We start from the raw sequence: 16,028 nt of genomic DNA, 5'->3' as shown, positions 1-16,028 counted from the left end.
ATCTCCCCGATCCCCAATCACACTACTGAGAGGGGTTCTTCAACCTTGCTTGTGAGTGTCAAAGGGTCAATAGCCTCTAGTTCACCATGTTTGATACTCCAGCAACGGTCGGCGACTGCTAACATATCCCCAGCATCGTGAGTTACTACCAACAGTGTCCAATCTTTTTTAAGTTTTGCTAACAAATTGACTAATTGCCGACGCATCGACCAATCCAAGCCGGCGGTAGGTTCATCAAGTAATAATAAGTGTGGTTGACGAATTAATTGCACAGCTAGGGCTAAACGTCGCTGCTGGCCTCCACTCAAAGCCTGGGGTGATGTAGCCAATGATAAATGCTCTAATCCCACCTCTTGCAACGCTTCTTTAACTCTTTGTGTTCCTAACTCTGGATGTCCTAAGCGTAATTCTTCTAAAATCGTACCACCGCAAAAATGCCGTTCGGGAAACTGAAATACTAAACCCGCTAATTGTTGTAACTCTTCGGCAGTCAGGGTTTGTTCGTGCCAAGCAACGGAACCGGATGTTGGTTCAGCTAGTCCGGATAAAATTTCGAGTAGCGTACTTTTTCCAGAACCACTTGGCCCAATAATCAAACCCAACTGCTGGGGTGCCAAGTCCAGATTAATTGATTTGAGAATCGCTGTCGGACAAGCTGTGGGGTGGTAAACTACATTTCTGAGATAGAGCATTTGTTAAGACTACCAAAAAGAGTTAGGACATATCTATTAAATACACACGCTTGCATCTGCTAAGTCCTGAAAAACTTAACAGGACATTAGCTATGCTTACATAGTAAATATTTAGCAGCTATAAAATATTCTGCTTTTCTTTAAATTCTAAGAGCAACAGAAATGATCGCTCCCAATTGTTTTTATTGTGGCAAACTTATTTTGGAACACCAGCTAAAACAAGATATGGGAACCCGTTAACATCAAGTCAGTCAAACTGTATACAAAGATTTTTCCGAAACACCCTTTAGTCTTCGTTTGTCTTTTTGAATTCTAGGTAACATATAAAACAATTTCAACAGTAATCATTATGAAGGAAACACAACAATGAGTAAATGGTTTCCATCTGTGCAAGCAATTCGGTCTACTAAGCTTGAAACCTTCGTCCAAGTTGGTATTGCAGCGACTTTAGTTCTAAATGTATGGGTTAATCCTGCTGTTGCTGCCGATCCTTTTCGCACAAAAGAAGCACGTAATATAGGTGACAAAACAGAGGCAGCTTTTAAAGCTATTTTCCAACAGGGAGACTACAAAGCAGCAGAGGCTTACCTGCAACAGGCATTAGTCAGCGAACCTAATGAACCTTTAGCCTATGCAATGAAGGCATCACTAGCATACACCAACAAAGATTGGACAACTCTAGATACTTACAGCAAAAAAACTCTAGAAATTGGGCAAAAGTTAATTGCGAGTGACTCCTTGCGTGGTAATATTTACACTGCTGTTGGTCATTTCTTAGAGGGAGCAGCACTGGTTCGCCGTCAAGGTACAGTCAATGGTGCTACACAGGCATTAAGTAAGTTACAAGAAGTCTATAAGTATTTAGATAAGGCAGAGGCAATTTCTCCCAACGATCCAGAACTCAATTTACTCAAGGGTTACATGGACTTGATGCTAGCTGTAAACTTGCCTTTTGCCAATCCTCAGCAGGCAATTGAACGTTTAGACAAAAATGCTGGGCCTGAGTACTTGGCGGATAGGGGTATTGCCTATGGGTATCGAGATTTAAAACAGTACAACCAAGCACTGGAATATGCAAATCGTGCTTTAAAGGCGACATCGAATAATCCAGAAGTATATTACCTGAAAGCCCAAATTTTGCGGGGAATGGCAGGAAAAGAGAAAAATCAACAACTTTTACAGGAGGCGGTAAGAAATTTTGACCAAGCACTGGCGAAGAAATCTCAACTACCAGCAGGTTTGGTAAAACAAATTGAACGCGAACGCCGCAAAACTGCACAGGATATTGCTCGCGCTCAAAGGTAGTGGACTGTGCTATTAATTTTGATTAGTTTGTAGTAAGGACTTTAGTCCTTAAAATTTTAAGCGCTAAAGCGCTTACTACGAACTTTTCTTTGTCCAAATTTTCTTGTCTGACTCACCTATAATTTAGTTTGGTAGCTTTGAGTAAGATTCTGTTAAGCAATTTTAAGTAATGAAAATACAGTTTCGTGAATTTAACCCTTTTGATTTGTGGATTTGGCTGAAGTTCAGTACTGTACCTTCACAACGTGAAAAGGAGTACGTAGAAGAACTTTTTGATTCCTGGTTTTACATGGGTAAACTGGGCGCATTTAATGCTGAAAATCTCCAGGTACAGGAAACGGGGTTAGATATCAGCTATATGAACTATGACTCTGATGCGTATGATAGAACTTTGTTAGCACTGATGCACAACAAAGGTGAGTTTGAGTATCAGGGTCAATGGGGACGCTGCTGGTTTGACTTGGGAACTTCAGATGCGATCGCCTTAGATATTCTCATTAACGCCCTCCAACAGCTGGGTGTAGAATACGTCACTATTGATGAAGTTTACATCGGTGGCGAAAATGAGGATTGGCCTGTCGAAGAAAGTGACAGTCGTCCTTCGTTTATATATGATAACTAGTAACAAAAATTAGTTATATCGTGTCTGCTTGAAGACTTATATTCTCTGTTGAGATCGGTAATTGGTAATTGGTGATAATTGGTTATTTTTTCACCATGTCCAATGCTCAATGCCCATGCTTTATATCGTAAGCAATTAGTCGGAAGTGATATTATCTCTTGAATTAATGAATAAATCTCAACAAATCCGTGTCAAAGTATTCGGACTAATTCAGTATGAAAAACGCCTATTTGTTTGTGAAGGATATGACTCTATTAAGCAGCAAAAATATTATCGGGCATTAGGTGGTAGCATTGAATTTGGTGAAACTAGCCGCGCCGCCTTGGCAAGAGAGTTTCAAGAAGAAATTCAAGCAGAATTAACTAATATTCGTTATCGGGGTTGTTTAGAGAATATATATATTTTTGAAGGTAAGCCAGGGCATGAAATAGTCCAAGTTTATGAATGCGATTTTGTCGAGCAAAAGTTTTACCAGCTTCAGGAATTAATTTTTACTGAATTGACATATCATCATCCTCAAAAGGCGCTTTGGGTTGATATTTCTCGCTGTAAATCAGGAGAATTGAGATTAGTACCTGAGCAGTTTTTAGAATTTTTATAAAAATTTGTTGTTGGTTGATGGTAGTTAGTTGTTAGAAACAACTAACTACTGACTAAAATTTGCTTGTATGCTTGGATGGTTTGACGAGCGATCGCATCCCAACTATAGTTGTGCAATGCATAGTCTTTCGCATTTAATCCCCGCCGTTGACATTCCGTAGGGTTTTGCAAAGCGGTACGCAGTGACTCAGTCACTGCTAGCACATCTGTTGTAGTTACCCATCCTGACTGACTTTCATGCACTTGTTGGCAAATATGTACTTGATCTGAAATTACTACAGGTGTTCCTGCTACCATTGCTTCAGCGACAGCGATACCAAAATTTTCGTAGTATGAAGGCAAGACAAATAAATCGGCTGCTTGCAGTAGACTAGATTTGAATTCGCCAGTGACAAAACCAGTAATCGAAGTGTGCGATCGCAAGCTAGAATTATCTATCTGTGATTTGATTTTTTGTTCATAAGCTGGATCTTGGGGATTAGTTCCAGCTAGAACAAAGTGAAAATTTAACCCTTCAGCTAAAAGGTTTTCCAAAGCAGGAATTAATAAATCCAAACCCTTTTTTGGATCAATTCGTGACATAAACAAAACCAATGGTAGATTAGCAGCAATACCAAACTGCTTTCGTACCAAATTTTCCTCATCTTTCTTAGGAGGAATAACACCCAGGGGAATTACTAAATCTCGTGTTGATACTCCAAATCTTTCTGAAATTTTCGCTTCTTGAACACTAGTAAAATGAAGTGCAGCAGCATTAGCTATATTGCCACGTTCTAATATGGCAGCATAAATCTGTTTCAGGAATTTTTTCTTTCGTAAATCGGCTGGATCAAGAGTACCTAAAGGGCGCAAAATATAAGGTAGCTTTCGTTGACAACAAATTGCCGCAGCAGCACTACTAATAGGAGAGAAAAGTGCATGAATATGGGCTACATCAAACTCTTGGGCGTGGCGATTTAACCAGTTGCATAAATCAAGAGAAAATTTGTAGCGGCGAAAAGGGGCGCAACGAAAATAAATTATTTCATAACCATCTTTTTGAATAGGAACATTTAAGGTGACATCTAGAGGTTTTTGACCATTATCACCATTACTATCAGTTGTGATCACAGTTACTTTTACACCTTCTTTAGTTAACGCCGGGGCTAATCCTAGCACCATTTGACTAGGCCCACCGTAAATTAAGGAAATGGAAGGGACTATTTGTAGAATATGCATAAGTTATATTTTTTCTTAGTCATAATAATTGATTTTAAAGTTTATGTTTAACTATGAATTAAGGTTGAGAAAATATATTTTTATTATTCGACCACCGATGCACACAGATGAACACAGATATGTTTTACGTGTGGCTTGATGTCATAGTTTTTAATGATGGAGTAATTTTTGATAAAACTCTAGTTGTTGTTTTGCTAAAGCTTTGTTTGTATATTGTGCCATTGCTTTTTGGTAGCCCATTTCACCTAAGCTTTGGGCAAAGTTTGGCTTTTCTATTAGTTTGAGGATGCAATTAGCAAGGACTTGGGTATTTCCTTCAGGGAATACTAAACCAGCATCAGTAATTACGTGAGGAATCTCACCAGAATCAGAACCAATGACAGGGACTTGACAAGCCATTGCTTCGATTAATACATGACCAAATTGTTCTTTCCAACCAATGGCAGTTAATGTTTTAAATTTATATGTTGTTTCTGATGGTAGTACCAGGGTATTCATTAAGTTGATATATCTACAAACTTGATCATGGGGTATGCTTTCTACTATGATTATTCTGTCTTGAATTTGGTTTTCCGTGGCTTTATTCATTAACTCTGTTCGCAATTCTCCACGCCCAAGTAGCAGTAATTTCCAAGGTTTATCTTTTGGTAGAAGGGTTAAAGCATCTATCAGGGTTAACAAGCCTTTTTCTTTGACAAAGCGTCCTACAAACCCAACAATAAATTCTTCGGGTTGAATACCTAATTGGCTAGCTAATTCTGGTTGAGGTTGGGGTTGAAATACACGTTCATCTACACCTAATTGAGGCATAACTTTAATAGGACCTTGGTATCCACGTTGACGTAAAATATCAGCACCGTCTTGATTGCCAGAAATAATACCGTGACTATTTTGCAGATTATATTTTTCTAATAAAGCAGCTGGAAATTTTAATTCGTATGGTAAATTCCACCAGGTAAAAAACAAGTTTTTTGCTTTCAAGCCTAATAATTTGTTTAAGGTAATCATTTGAGCATAAGCAAGACTTCTAGAAGCTTGTTCTACTTGAATTATTTGGGGACGAAACTGTCGCAACAAAGATATTAAATCTGTACCAAAAGTCAACAATCCTTGATGATTTTGACTAAAATTAGAAACAGGTACGATGCGAAATCTACCTTCTTCACGATATTTTGATTCGATAATTTTGTTTTGAACTCCTCCAGGCTGCCACTTTTTTGGTACTACAACAGTTACCTCAATGTTGGGTTCTAACTGAGATAAAACGCGTAATTTTTCACAGTTAAGGTCTACGATATAAGTATGGCTAGCGACTAAAATTTTCATAAAATAAGATGATAATTTAAACGCAGAGGAGCGCAGAGTAACGCAGAGTATTTATATAGAGAATTCGTATGAATTGATGATTTTTTTACTAAGTATCCACCAACTACCAAGAATCAACAATCAACTTTAAATACTCTCAACTTGTTTATCTAGATGAGTGTAAATTTGTCCATCATTCCATAGAGATTGGATGATTGTTCCTAAAGCTTTCGCAAAACCCAAAGTGTAGAAAATGGTACGGGTAAAGATTTTGATGGGGGAACCACTTTTGTGGCAAGGGGGACGTCCTAAGACGTGACAATCAAATAAACGGGCGTAAAGACGTAAAGCTTGACTAGCAGTAAGATTTTTCAAACCCAGCAAGAAATGATTGTGATAGAAGGTAAGTTGATATTTGAGCGATCGCATACTAATATCATGACAGCCCCCTGTCTCTTCCCCTAAATGCACTAAACTAGCTTCTGGGTCGTACCAAATCTTATAGCCTGTTTGTCGTAACCGCAAACAAAAATCGGATTCTTCTCGAACTGCACTACCGCGAAATCTCTCATCAAAATGTAGTCGGTGCTTGGTAAAAATCTCGCGACGGAATGACATATTACAACCCCTTGCTGTCAGAACTTCTTGGGGTTTGACTGTATGCACTAAATCTATGTAATACCAAGCAATACCAGGATCCATTGCCTGGGGAGGTAAATATTCAATACTCTTGTAAGGTGCATCTCCCTGTGTTCTTCCTTGGACAGTATCAGCTATTTTCATTCTGTCAAAAACTCGCCCAGCAACAGCCCCTATCTCTGGTTTATCTAGATAATTTTTGGCATGAGCTGTTAAAAATCCAGAATTTAACTTTACATCATCATCAATAAATAAAATTATCTCTCCTTTCGCGCGTCGCACTGCATAATTGCGCGCCCCTGGTAAGCTAGCCCAATTTAAACGAAACCATTGAATTTTACCTGCTGTTGCTTGTTCTGATAAAAAAGCTTCAATTTCTAGTTCGTGTTTTGGAGTTTGATCTACTACTAAAACTTCAAAATTCGAGTAGTCTTGTTTCAATACATCCACTATACTGTCTCGCAGTGGTTCTTCACGACCATAAGTTGGAATAATTACAGAAATAAAAGGTAAATTCATATTAATAGTCATTTGTTAGTAGTTAGTGGTTAGTGGTTAGTGGTTAGTGGTCATTTGTTAATATTTATTCTCCCCACACTCCCCACACTCCCCATCACCCCATCACCTTTTTCCCCCTGTCTCCCCTTCGGCTTGTGCTTGTTGCAGTCTTTCCATTTTGTCTACAATCGGCAATTTTAAAAGAATGCCAGCAGCAAACCAATAATAAACAGCAACTGGATCAACATCCAGAGGATAGTAATAGGTGTTGTAACTAATAAACAATATAAACACCCACATAGCAGCACCGTAACTGCGGAAATTACGGTTTTTTACCAATCGATACTGCCGGAAACAAATAATTGTTAAGGTAGTGACTAAAACTATGAATCCTAATAACCCAAATATTCCTACTTCATAAAGAACTTTCGGATAATAGGTTTCTACTAATTTAGTTGGTCCCATAGCACGGGCAGAGTTAGTAGCACGACCTAAACCACTTCCGAATGGGCTATCTACGCTTTTCCAATTCTCTTCAAATTGTTGAACTATAAATTCATAGGGAGGCGAAGCATTCCAACGGGCTACAAAACTATCTGTTCTCTCTTGGACAACGGTGGGATTACTAACTATTGCAATTCCCAAAAGTAGGGCTAGTCCTCCAAATATAGGAATAAACTTTTTCAAATTACCAATTTGACCAGTCAGTACAAGTAACATCACAAAACACACTGGTACTAAAGCTAAAGCTATTCTTTGTCCAGAGATAACTGCATTAATAAATACAGATGCCATTGAAGCTAAACTGATAATCCGCCAAATAATTGAAGGGTCACTAAAGCCAGTTGCAAAAGTAAAAAATGTGCTAGAAATGAGAAACCATGCCCATTGCCAAGGTGCAACAAATGTTCCTGGTAAGCGAATCATTCCTTGACTAGGGCTATAAACTAGTGAACCGCCAAAAAAACATCGTGCTTCCAATGAAGCTTTAAATAAAGCAGCGCCAACTGCATTTCTCGTACCTTCACATATGCCAGTTAATAATAATAAATATTGAATAAATCCTAGCAAACAGGCAATAAGTATTAAAACGATTTGTAAGCGTGAAACAAATAGAAAATCCCGCTTATTACGAATCAAATAATAAACACAAGCAATCAGAGGTACATAGCCTAAAAATACTTTTAACCCCAAAATTCCCATACCAAGAGGAATTTCTTTGGGTGCTTCTTTAAAAAGTCCAACAGGAGGCGGGTTGAACTGCTGTCCACCATTTACAAATAACAGTGTGATTATGCATGAGCCTAATAGAATATATAGTGGGGTTTTAATTCCTTCAGGAATAATTATAGGTAGTTTCTGTTTGCGGCAATTTTGCCAAATTGCAATTAAAGCAGGAACATAGAAAGCGTCTTTAGCTAATTGTAATACAGGGCTATTACCAATGTAGTAGGTGATAGTTCCGCCAAAGGGCACATAAAAAATAAAGGCAAACAAAGCTTGGCGGGGATATTTGTAGGCAAGGGACATAACTATTATTCCCATTACTGCCGGGACAGCCGCCTTAATTCCAGCTACTAAAAAAAGAATAAAACCAAGGAATAAACCACCACCAATGGCAGGAGTAAGTGTATTAATAAGTTCTTGACGTGCCTGTGCTGCTTTGCGTTTTTGGGCTAAACGTTCTTTGAGAGTAAGAGTCGGAACTTCCTGTTTTTTCTGCTTTTTTGTTTTTTTATTTTTCTGATTTGTTTTTTTCTTTTTCTGGGATTTTTGCTTTGATTTCGGCATGATTTGCTATCAATACGTCCCTTGAATAGCTGATCATAGCCTTGAAGTATGAGAACGTAAATAAATATACAATATTATTTCTAAGTAAATAAATGTGAGTTCGGCAAAGCATTTAGTTTTGCCACAATACCGCCCGCAGTTTATACCATTTCACAAAATCTTATCAGCAACTCGTTGAGCTATTGGCTGAATCCCATTATCAAACGCCTGGACATTTGCAACGTTTGCGTCAAGTATGTCAGGAAAAAGGGCTGGATGTCGAGCGATCGCTCAAACAAACTGACCTAAGTTCTCTGATGGAAGGTTTATACATCAAAGTTGAACCAGATAATACAGTAATAGCTCGTTATAAATACGTACGTTCCAGCTTTTTAACCACCATCAAACAATCGGATGGACATTGGCTGAATCGTCCGATTATACCAAATTTACTACGCCCTGGTGCTGATTTGTTTGGGTAGTGACTAGAAGGCACAACTCAGAATCTATCTGTATCCATCTGTGTTAATCGGTGTGCATCTGTGTTCGATTTCTCAAACATACATTTACAGAGGATTATTTATGTTGTGGTCTTTTCCTCATTGTCCCCACGAAACCGACTGGTCAATAAATTGGACTGCACTAGAAGCAGAATTTAACTGGTTGTGATCGCTTGCTGATTGTCCCCAAGACCCGCGTTATCATGCGGAAGCAGACGTACGGGGGCGTCACTGCAACGATCAAGCACAATTATTAGAGCTAATTAATTTTTTTAGGGAATTTTGTCAGGAAAATCACTGCTTTGAGCAACCGCGCATGTTTCCATCAGCACATAGTCGGTTTGTTTATTTTCAAAAAGAAGATGGCAACCCAGATTATCAAGCCTACGACGATACACGCTTACAGGTGGTGATCATGTCAGGATTACCTGGTGCGGGTAAAGATACTTGGATTCAGGCAAATCTACCAGATAGCCTGGTGATTTCCCTTGATGAACTGCGGTGGAAGTTGGGGATAGATCCTGAAGACGACCAAGGTGTAGTAACGAATGCAGCGAAAGCGATCGCTAAAGAATATCTACGAAGTGGACAATCTTTTGTTTGGAATGCAACTAATATCAGTCGCCAATTACGCGGTATGGTGATTCGTCTGTTTGCTAGTTATCAAGCTAGGATTCGCATTGTCTACCTGGAAGCACCTTGGCCAGAACTACTACGCAGAAATCGCGATCGCCCGGCAAAAGTACCAGAAAAAGTACTTTACCGGATGAAGAATCGCTTAGAAGTGCCGGATATTACCGAGGCTCAAGTAGTAGACTGGGTGGTGTTCGGCTGAGAATACAGCAAAGGTTCAGCGTGATCACTATTTAATTAGTTGACTTGCGAGAGTGCGAGAATAACCATTGCGTGCAAATTTTTCACCGAGAATTTGCTGATAAACAGCTTCATAACCGTCCACCATGCTTTTCACGCTAAAATGTTGTTCTACATGAGCGCGACAAGCACGACGGTCGATTTCTCCTATACGATTGATTGCCTCTACAAAATCTTCAATGCGATCGCACAAAAAGCCTGTCTTACCATCCACAATAACTTCTGGCACTGAACCTAAGGGTTTTGCAACTACAGGAGTTCCAGCCGCCATCGACTCGATCATCACCAATCCAAAAGGTTCACGCCATGTGATGGGGAATAGCATTGCTAAGGCCCCACCTAAGAGTGCATTTTTCTGTGAGTGACTAGCTTCACCTAAAAATTCAATCTGCTTGCCATCAATATGAGGTTTAACCTGGCTCTCAAAATAGTCTGTATCTACCTGATCGACCTTACCCGCCATTTTAAGTGGTATACCCACTCGTTTAGCAATCTCAATCGCGATGTGCGGTCCCTTTTCTGGAGACATCCGTCCTAAGAATGCCAGATAGGGGGGATCTTGGGGTTGAGGATAGAACTGATGGCTGTCTGTATCAATGCCATTGTAGACAGTTGCGACATAATTTAGCCCCAATTTTGGCTCTCGCTGAGCATTAGATATGCTAACAAAAGGTTGTTTGTAACTTGTAGAAAAAATTTTTTCGTTATCTGGGGTGAATATACCGTGTAGTGTGTGAACTGTGGGAGTTGTGACAAAATCTGCGTAAATTAAAGCTGGATAACCTACATGAGAATGAATGATGTCAAATTCCTGTGCCTGTTGATATACACGACTTAGTAACAAAGTTTCGTAAACATTGTATTCTTTAACATTAGGGTCTAAACGCAAAGCTTGAGGATAAACAGACTCTAATCTGGCTGAAGTGATCGAATCTCCTGAGGCAAATAGCGTAACTTCATGACCACGCCGGACTAATTCATCAGTCAATAAACCAACAACCAACTCAACACCACCGTATGCGGGAGGAGGAACTCTCTCCCACAAAGGAGCAATTTGAGCAATTCGCATGTCAATCTCCTAGTTGTTAAGAAATAGCTCAAAGAATTGATTTGATTTTGTCTTTGAAGAATAAGAGTTTTGATTATAATTTAGCAGAAATATAGATTTAATCGTAAAGACCTGTAAACACTACACACCAAGTAGAAGGAACCGTACTTAATACTAGATAAATCTTTTATAGAATATTGAAATTTTATCTTTTAACTACTAAACAACTCCGAATTCTAACTTCAATTACCAGGTGTGCAAAACCGCACTCTCTAATTCGTATTGTCTGGATTTTCACTACATAAAACTTGGGGCAATATTGTGAATGTCAGCAGTCCCAGGAAGCGAAAAACTGCTGAGTCTAAAATAAAACAACAATCTAGTTATCAATGCAAAGGTGAATAATATTATGATGATTCGCTACTTGCAACCAATCCGGGAACTAGAAAACTTGCGTCGGCAAATGGATTTAGTTTTTGATGAATTGTCAGCACAAACTGCCCAAACAAGCGATACATCAACTACTTGGATTCCTGCTGTAGAATTAATTGATACAGGTGATAACTTGGTTTTCTATGCACAATTACCTGGTGTAGTAGCTAAAAATTTGGATATACAGGTGACTCGTGATGCTGTAGCGATCGCAGGGGAACGTCAGCGTCAACATCAGTCTGAAAATGCCAATTATCTGCATTCAGAATTTCGTTATGGCAAGTTCCAACGCGTCGTTAACTTGCCTGTTGCTGTGCAAAATGACAAAGTCCAAGCAGATTTTCGTGATGGTATCTTGACTCTGACTCTCCCCAAAGTTGAAGAAGTCCGCAATCGCGTTGTTAAAATTAATTTAGGTGAAAGTACTGCTGATACTGAGAAAAGCATAGACACTACTGCTCAAACAGTTAACTCTCAAAACTAGCTGAGAATTATTAGACCTCTTGTTGTAAAAGTGAATCTTAAGTAGGGTGTGTTATGACTTTAGCTTAACACACCCTTGTATCTTAAAAGAAGTAGTAAACCGTCACACCCTGGGTTATATTAAACCGCCTTGTAGCATGGATTACTACAACAATCTCTTTGACAGAACTCGAACAGTCGCCGGGGGGTTTTCAACCTCTGCCCTATTACTCGACCACATCAGTTCTGACTCTATGCGAGGAACCAGATCCCCGACTTTCCAAAAAAGTTGGGGATCTGGCGGTTGAGTACTATAGCTATTAATATCTGACTTTCATTGAGCAAGATCAGTCTATTAGTAGATGTAATTTATAATTTTTTATAAAAAACCTAATTTTTTAGATTTTTTATAAAGTTAAAATTATCTTAAACTCTTAATATTGAATATTTTTTATATTATTTTTTCACAAAATATTAAGCAAATTAACGGATTTTTAAAATCTCTAATTAAATTAGAATTTATATTATCTAAAGTATGCACTTTTAGCTTAAACATTCGTGCAGTGAAATGAAATACTTATGCTGTTTGAATAAGGTAAAAAGCTCGTACTGAGAAGCTTATTGCCTTGTTACTCCAGCTAAATCAATGATGATAACAAGAGAATTCATATACGTAGTGAATTTTTAACCTTAATTCTTTATTTGTTGTATTAGGAGAAAAAATGAATATAGACGAGTTTGAGAATCAATATCGCGATGCTATTGCTGAAACACTTAACGAATTACAATCAGCAATGCTCATGCTAACGCAAGTACAACTAAAGATATCACAAATTGGCAATTCTGTACAAAATCTTAGTCAGAATTTTGAAGAATTTATAGCAAGGCAAAAAAATGAGTAGAAAGCCATTTTTAACAAAATTTTTATATACACTGGCAAGTTAACTCTTCTTCAATTGCCAGAATCAACTCAGTTAAGTTTACAGGTTTGACGAAGTAGCGACGAGCTCCTAATTTCATGGCTTTTTCCTGATCTGTTTTAAAAGCAAATGCTGAAACCACAAATATAGGTATGTATTGTAAGTCTGAGCGCTGTTGAATTTTTGCTAGCAGAGAATAACCATCAATATCTGGTAGTTTGAGGTCTAATAAGATTAAATCAGGTTGAAATTTTTCTATGGTGGAGAAAAACTGTGAACCTTCGGGTAAACTTTGAACTTCATACTTACAGTAACTGAGATAGTCACTGAGTAGCATTCTATTGATGTCATTGTCTTCTATTAGTAATATTCTTTTATCTCTATGTGATGGAAACTGCTGTCTAATATTAAGTAATTGGGCTGTCATTTTCACCTAATGATTGTAGGCTAAAAGTAAATAAATTTTGCCATAAGTTTAATTAATTTCACATTTAAAATAGAATAATGAATTACAAATGAGCTACAAATACTATCACTATACGAATTATCTCTAGCTGCATGATTAATAATGCTTACTAGATATTAGCTTAAAACATCGATTTAAATGTACAATAAAAATCTTTAAGCAAAAATTGAGAAATATGTGGAAATTTATCATTTTTTTAAAACTCATCATGATGGGTATTCTAGATGCTAGTGCTAATAACCATCACGAACTTGAGTTTGCCAGAAAGGATGATAAAAGCTTTTCCCTTCCTATTTAACTTTGTCCCTCTTTTCAGTAGTTAAGACTACCAACTACTAACAATGATCATAAATATTCTTTTACACCCTGGTACTAAGCAGATTCCACTAGCATAGACTATAAACCCAAAAATGGCAGGAGAGGCTGCAAAAATAGGGGTATGGTAAGGTAAAACAACATTTGAGAAAGATGTATAAAAAAAAGGAGCTAGCTGCTCCTGTTATAAATTTCTGTTGTGAGAACGATAGTTCTAACTATGCCTGTGCTTTTTTTAGCTGGCGTTGTGTAACAAAAACACCAACAATACCTAGTAAACTAAGCATAACAGAGGGTTCAGGTACTGATTTCGGAGGCACTTTAGCAACGTAATCAGGTGTACTCCAGTTAAAAATTGCATTGTAGGATTTGCCATCGTCAGAGGCTGTAATTCCAGATGCAACACCACTAAAGCTATAAGCGTAATAAGTTTTACTACCAGTTACAACCTTAGCAATTTCACTGGCTGCTATTTGCCCTTGATAGGCATTTAAGGCATTTTTTAAATTTGTGAGATCAGTACGCTGAGCCTGTGGAAGCAGCACTGATGGCAATTTTAAAAGAGTGTTAATTTGATCTAACAGTTTGGTCTTCAAATCAAAGTGACCAACCAATTGTAATTGGACACCGCCATTTTCACCGAATTGGAAACCACCAATGTTAGGATCTCCCATCCCTAATGAAGGAAGATAACTTGTAATGAGTGATTTGGTAGTGCCTGAAAAGGCATTCCAGACAGATTGCAATGGTTGATAGGCATTTAATAGATCATTTAGCCATTGGGAAACAAAGTTATTCCAGTCAGCAGCAGTGACACTGGTAACAGTTGCGGTGTAGTTTCCTTCTGTGGCAGTAAAACCAACGTTAGCAGTTGGAGTTTCACTACTATACCAAAGTTCAACATTAGAAGAAGCATCACCATCTATCAGTGCATTGGTGGCTGCTGTTGTATCTTTGCCGATAAATATGCCGTTTGAACCACCAGTGTAGGTGTTGATTTCGTTGGAGTTATTAAAAGTAAAATTAACCGCATGTGCTGGAGAAGAGGCGATCGCACTCATACCAGCAACCATTGAAGCACCTATTAAAAGTCTTTTGACTGTATTTTTCATTGCTGTCATCTCCATCTGATTTTTAAGTGTAATTTGATATAATTAACATTTTTATGTTTTGTTTTCGTTGGTTTAATTGCAGGTGTAGGATTCGGTAATAAGATGCGAAAAATGAGAAGTAAAAAATTTCACTCTTCTGCTATCCCTGGTTACGCCCTGTCTCAATACGACAACGTGTTTCTATAAGCACAGTTTAAGAAACCAGAAGACTTAATTGGGTAAAGCTGCCGTAGATTTACAATTAATTTCTGACAAAAAATATAACTATTCTAACTGTTTTTTTGAGAAATTATACTTAAAATGCTTAATTAAAAAGTATAAATAAACACTTTGGCTATATCTTGCTTATAATATCAAGTCCGGATAATCACTTCATATTCCCACTGCGATGCTCTTTTCTTTTGGAGCGGCATATCCCAATTACCAATTACCCTTACGGGTTTGCGCTTACGCTCATGGGGGACTCGGGGCCCCCACGACCGACAGGGAGTGGGGATTGGGGGCTAGGGGCCCCCTTTGGGGTTGGGGGAGGGAACCCCCTGCGTAAGAGTCGCTGGCTCACCAATTACCCATTACCAAGTAATCAAGAATTTATTGACTAATAATCATATTTTGTTTAGCAGAAATATTAAGTAACACAAATAACTGATACATTTTGTGATGTGAGCCACACTATATATAAAGTAAAGGAGTTTTAAAGCGATCGCAATGCATATAGATGAACTTCTCAGACGTTATCAGTCGGGAGAAAGAAATTTCAAAGGTGTAAACCTCATCGGTGGTTACTTGTATGGAGCAAATCTGAGTGGAGCGAATTTACAAGGAGCATCTCTGAGTGAAGTTGATTTAAGCGAAGCCAACTTAACAGGAGTAAACCTGAGAGAAGCATCTCTAGTTAGAGCCAACCTTACAGGAGCTAACCTGACACAAGCAAATCTGAATGGAGCAAATCTGTTTGAAGCCAAGCTCACAGGAGCTACACTGCATGGAGCGCTTCTGAAAATGGCAGACTTAACAGATGCGGACTTTACCGCCGCCAACTTAGAAAAAGCTAATCTGTATGGTGCATATTTAACTGGAACTTTGTTGCAGGGTGCAATCATGCCAGATGGCACAATTCATGGGTGAGTCAAGCAGTTAACAGTTATCAGTTATCAGTTATCAGTTATCAATTAGCAGGTTTTTGTTTACTGTCCACTGATTCAGTGGGGGCATGGAAATAATTTTGTAATGTTTCTGATATTTTGAAAT

At 38.3% G+C, this 16,028-nt stretch carries 16 protein-coding genes; 8 read left to right on the top strand and 8 right to left on the bottom strand.

Features of this window, described 5'->3' with window-relative positions:
• Positions 1-17: 17 nt before the first annotated feature.
• Entirely contained in the window at positions 18-692 is a 675-nt protein-coding gene (locus tag UYI_RS0129795) for an ABC transporter ATP-binding protein (protein WP_016870343.1), read from the bottom strand.
• 366 nt (positions 693-1,058) lie between these two features.
• Between UYI_RS0129795 and UYI_RS0129790 the strand changes: the two genes are divergently transcribed.
• The 3 genes from UYI_RS0129790 (at position 1,059) to UYI_RS0129780 (ending at position 3,220) form a co-directional block, all read left to right on the top strand.
• Positions 1,059-1,997, top strand: a complete 939-nt coding sequence (locus UYI_RS0129790; protein WP_016870342.1) for a Sll0314/Alr1548 family TPR repeat-containing protein — start codon at positions 1,059-1,061, stop codon at positions 1,995-1,997.
• A 169-nt stretch (positions 1,998-2,166) separates the two neighbouring features.
• The gene (locus UYI_RS0129785) at positions 2,167-2,619 is read left to right on the top strand and encodes a DUF3531 family protein (protein ID WP_016870341.1); all 453 of its coding nucleotides are present in this window, start codon (positions 2,167-2,169) and stop codon (positions 2,617-2,619) included.
• 166 nt (positions 2,620-2,785) lie between these two features.
• Positions 2,786-3,220: an NUDIX hydrolase gene (locus UYI_RS0129780; RefSeq protein ID WP_016870340.1), complete on the top strand. Its 435-nt coding sequence runs from the start codon at positions 2,786-2,788 to the stop codon at positions 3,218-3,220.
• 41 nt (positions 3,221-3,261) lie between these two features.
• On the opposite strand, the gene hpsP is transcribed toward UYI_RS0129780, so the two are convergent.
• The 4 genes from hpsP to hpsL form a co-directional block, all read right to left on the bottom strand.
• A complete protein-coding gene (gene hpsP, locus UYI_RS0129775; protein ID WP_016870339.1) occupies positions 3,262-4,437 on the bottom strand; it encodes a hormogonium polysaccharide biosynthesis glycosyltransferase HpsP in 1,176 nt (391 codons plus the stop codon).
• A gap of 150 nt (positions 4,438-4,587) precedes the next feature.
• On the bottom strand, positions 4,588-5,763 hold the full coding sequence (gene hpsO, locus UYI_RS0129770) for a hormogonium polysaccharide biosynthesis glycosyltransferase HpsO (protein ID WP_016870338.1): 1,176 nt from the start codon (positions 5,761-5,763) through the stop codon (positions 4,588-4,590).
• 126 nt (positions 5,764-5,889) lie between these two features.
• Complete coding sequence (gene hpsN / locus UYI_RS0129765; RefSeq protein WP_016870337.1) at positions 5,890-6,900, bottom strand: hormogonium polysaccharide biosynthesis glycosyltransferase HpsN; 1,011 nt, start codon at positions 6,898-6,900, stop codon at positions 5,890-5,892.
• A 102-nt stretch (positions 6,901-7,002) separates the two neighbouring features.
• On the bottom strand, positions 7,003-8,670 hold the full coding sequence (hpsL, locus tag UYI_RS0129760; protein ID WP_016870336.1) for a hormogonium polysaccharide biosynthesis protein HpsL: 1,668 nt from the start codon (positions 8,668-8,670) through the stop codon (positions 7,003-7,005).
• Positions 8,671-8,852: 182 nt separating this feature from the next.
• On the opposite strand from hpsL, the gene UYI_RS0129755 reads away from it, so the two are divergent.
• Both UYI_RS0129755 and UYI_RS33690 read left to right on the top strand, forming a co-directional pair.
• Entirely contained in the window at positions 8,853-9,131 is a 279-nt protein-coding gene (locus UYI_RS0129755; RefSeq protein ID WP_016870335.1) for a hypothetical protein, read from the top strand.
• Positions 9,132-9,465: 334 nt separating this feature from the next.
• Positions 9,466-9,984, top strand: a complete 519-nt coding sequence (locus tag UYI_RS33690) for an ATP-binding protein (RefSeq protein ID WP_016870334.1) — start codon at positions 9,466-9,468, stop codon at positions 9,982-9,984.
• A 27-nt stretch (positions 9,985-10,011) separates the two neighbouring features.
• Here UYI_RS33690 and UYI_RS0129745 read toward each other — a convergent pair whose 3' ends face one another.
• Entirely contained in the window at positions 10,012-11,091 is a 1,080-nt protein-coding gene (locus UYI_RS0129745) for a glycosyltransferase family 4 protein (RefSeq protein WP_016870333.1), read from the bottom strand.
• 388 nt (positions 11,092-11,479) lie between these two features.
• On the opposite strand from UYI_RS0129745, the gene UYI_RS0129740 reads away from it, so the two are divergent.
• Together UYI_RS0129740 and UYI_RS0129735 are read left to right on the top strand one after the other, a co-directional pair.
• Entirely contained in the window at positions 11,480-11,986 is a 507-nt protein-coding gene (locus UYI_RS0129740) for an Hsp20/alpha crystallin family protein (protein WP_016870332.1), read from the top strand.
• Between the two features lie 700 nt (positions 11,987-12,686).
• Positions 12,687-12,866 carry a hypothetical protein gene (locus UYI_RS0129735; protein ID WP_016870331.1) on the top strand — a complete coding sequence of 60 codons (180 nt, stop codon included), beginning with the start codon at positions 12,687-12,689 and terminating at the stop codon, positions 12,864-12,866.
• A gap of 22 nt (positions 12,867-12,888) precedes the next feature.
• On the opposite strand, the gene UYI_RS0129730 is transcribed toward UYI_RS0129735, so the two are convergent.
• Both UYI_RS0129730 and UYI_RS0129720 read right to left on the bottom strand, forming a co-directional pair.
• Complete coding sequence (locus UYI_RS0129730; RefSeq protein ID WP_016870330.1) at positions 12,889-13,311, bottom strand: response regulator; 423 nt, start codon at positions 13,309-13,311, stop codon at positions 12,889-12,891.
• 572 nt (positions 13,312-13,883) lie between these two features.
• Entirely contained in the window at positions 13,884-14,777 is an 894-nt protein-coding gene (locus UYI_RS0129720; RefSeq protein WP_235148044.1) for an NF038130 family PEP-CTERM protein, read from the bottom strand.
• A 708-nt stretch (positions 14,778-15,485) separates the two neighbouring features.
• Here UYI_RS0129720 and UYI_RS0129715 point away from each other — a divergent pair.
• Complete coding sequence (locus UYI_RS0129715) at positions 15,486-15,905, top strand: pentapeptide repeat-containing protein (protein ID WP_016870327.1); 420 nt, start codon at positions 15,486-15,488, stop codon at positions 15,903-15,905.
• Positions 15,906-16,028: the final 123 nt, after the last annotated feature.

Origin of the sequence: Fischerella muscicola PCC 7414, assembly GCF_000317205.1 — a bacterium.
GTDB lineage: Bacteria > Cyanobacteriota > Cyanobacteriia > Cyanobacteriales > Nostocaceae > Fischerella > Fischerella muscicola.
The sequence above is the reverse complement of the archived record's forward strand: the minus strand, read 5'-3'. Positions and strand labels throughout refer to the sequence as shown.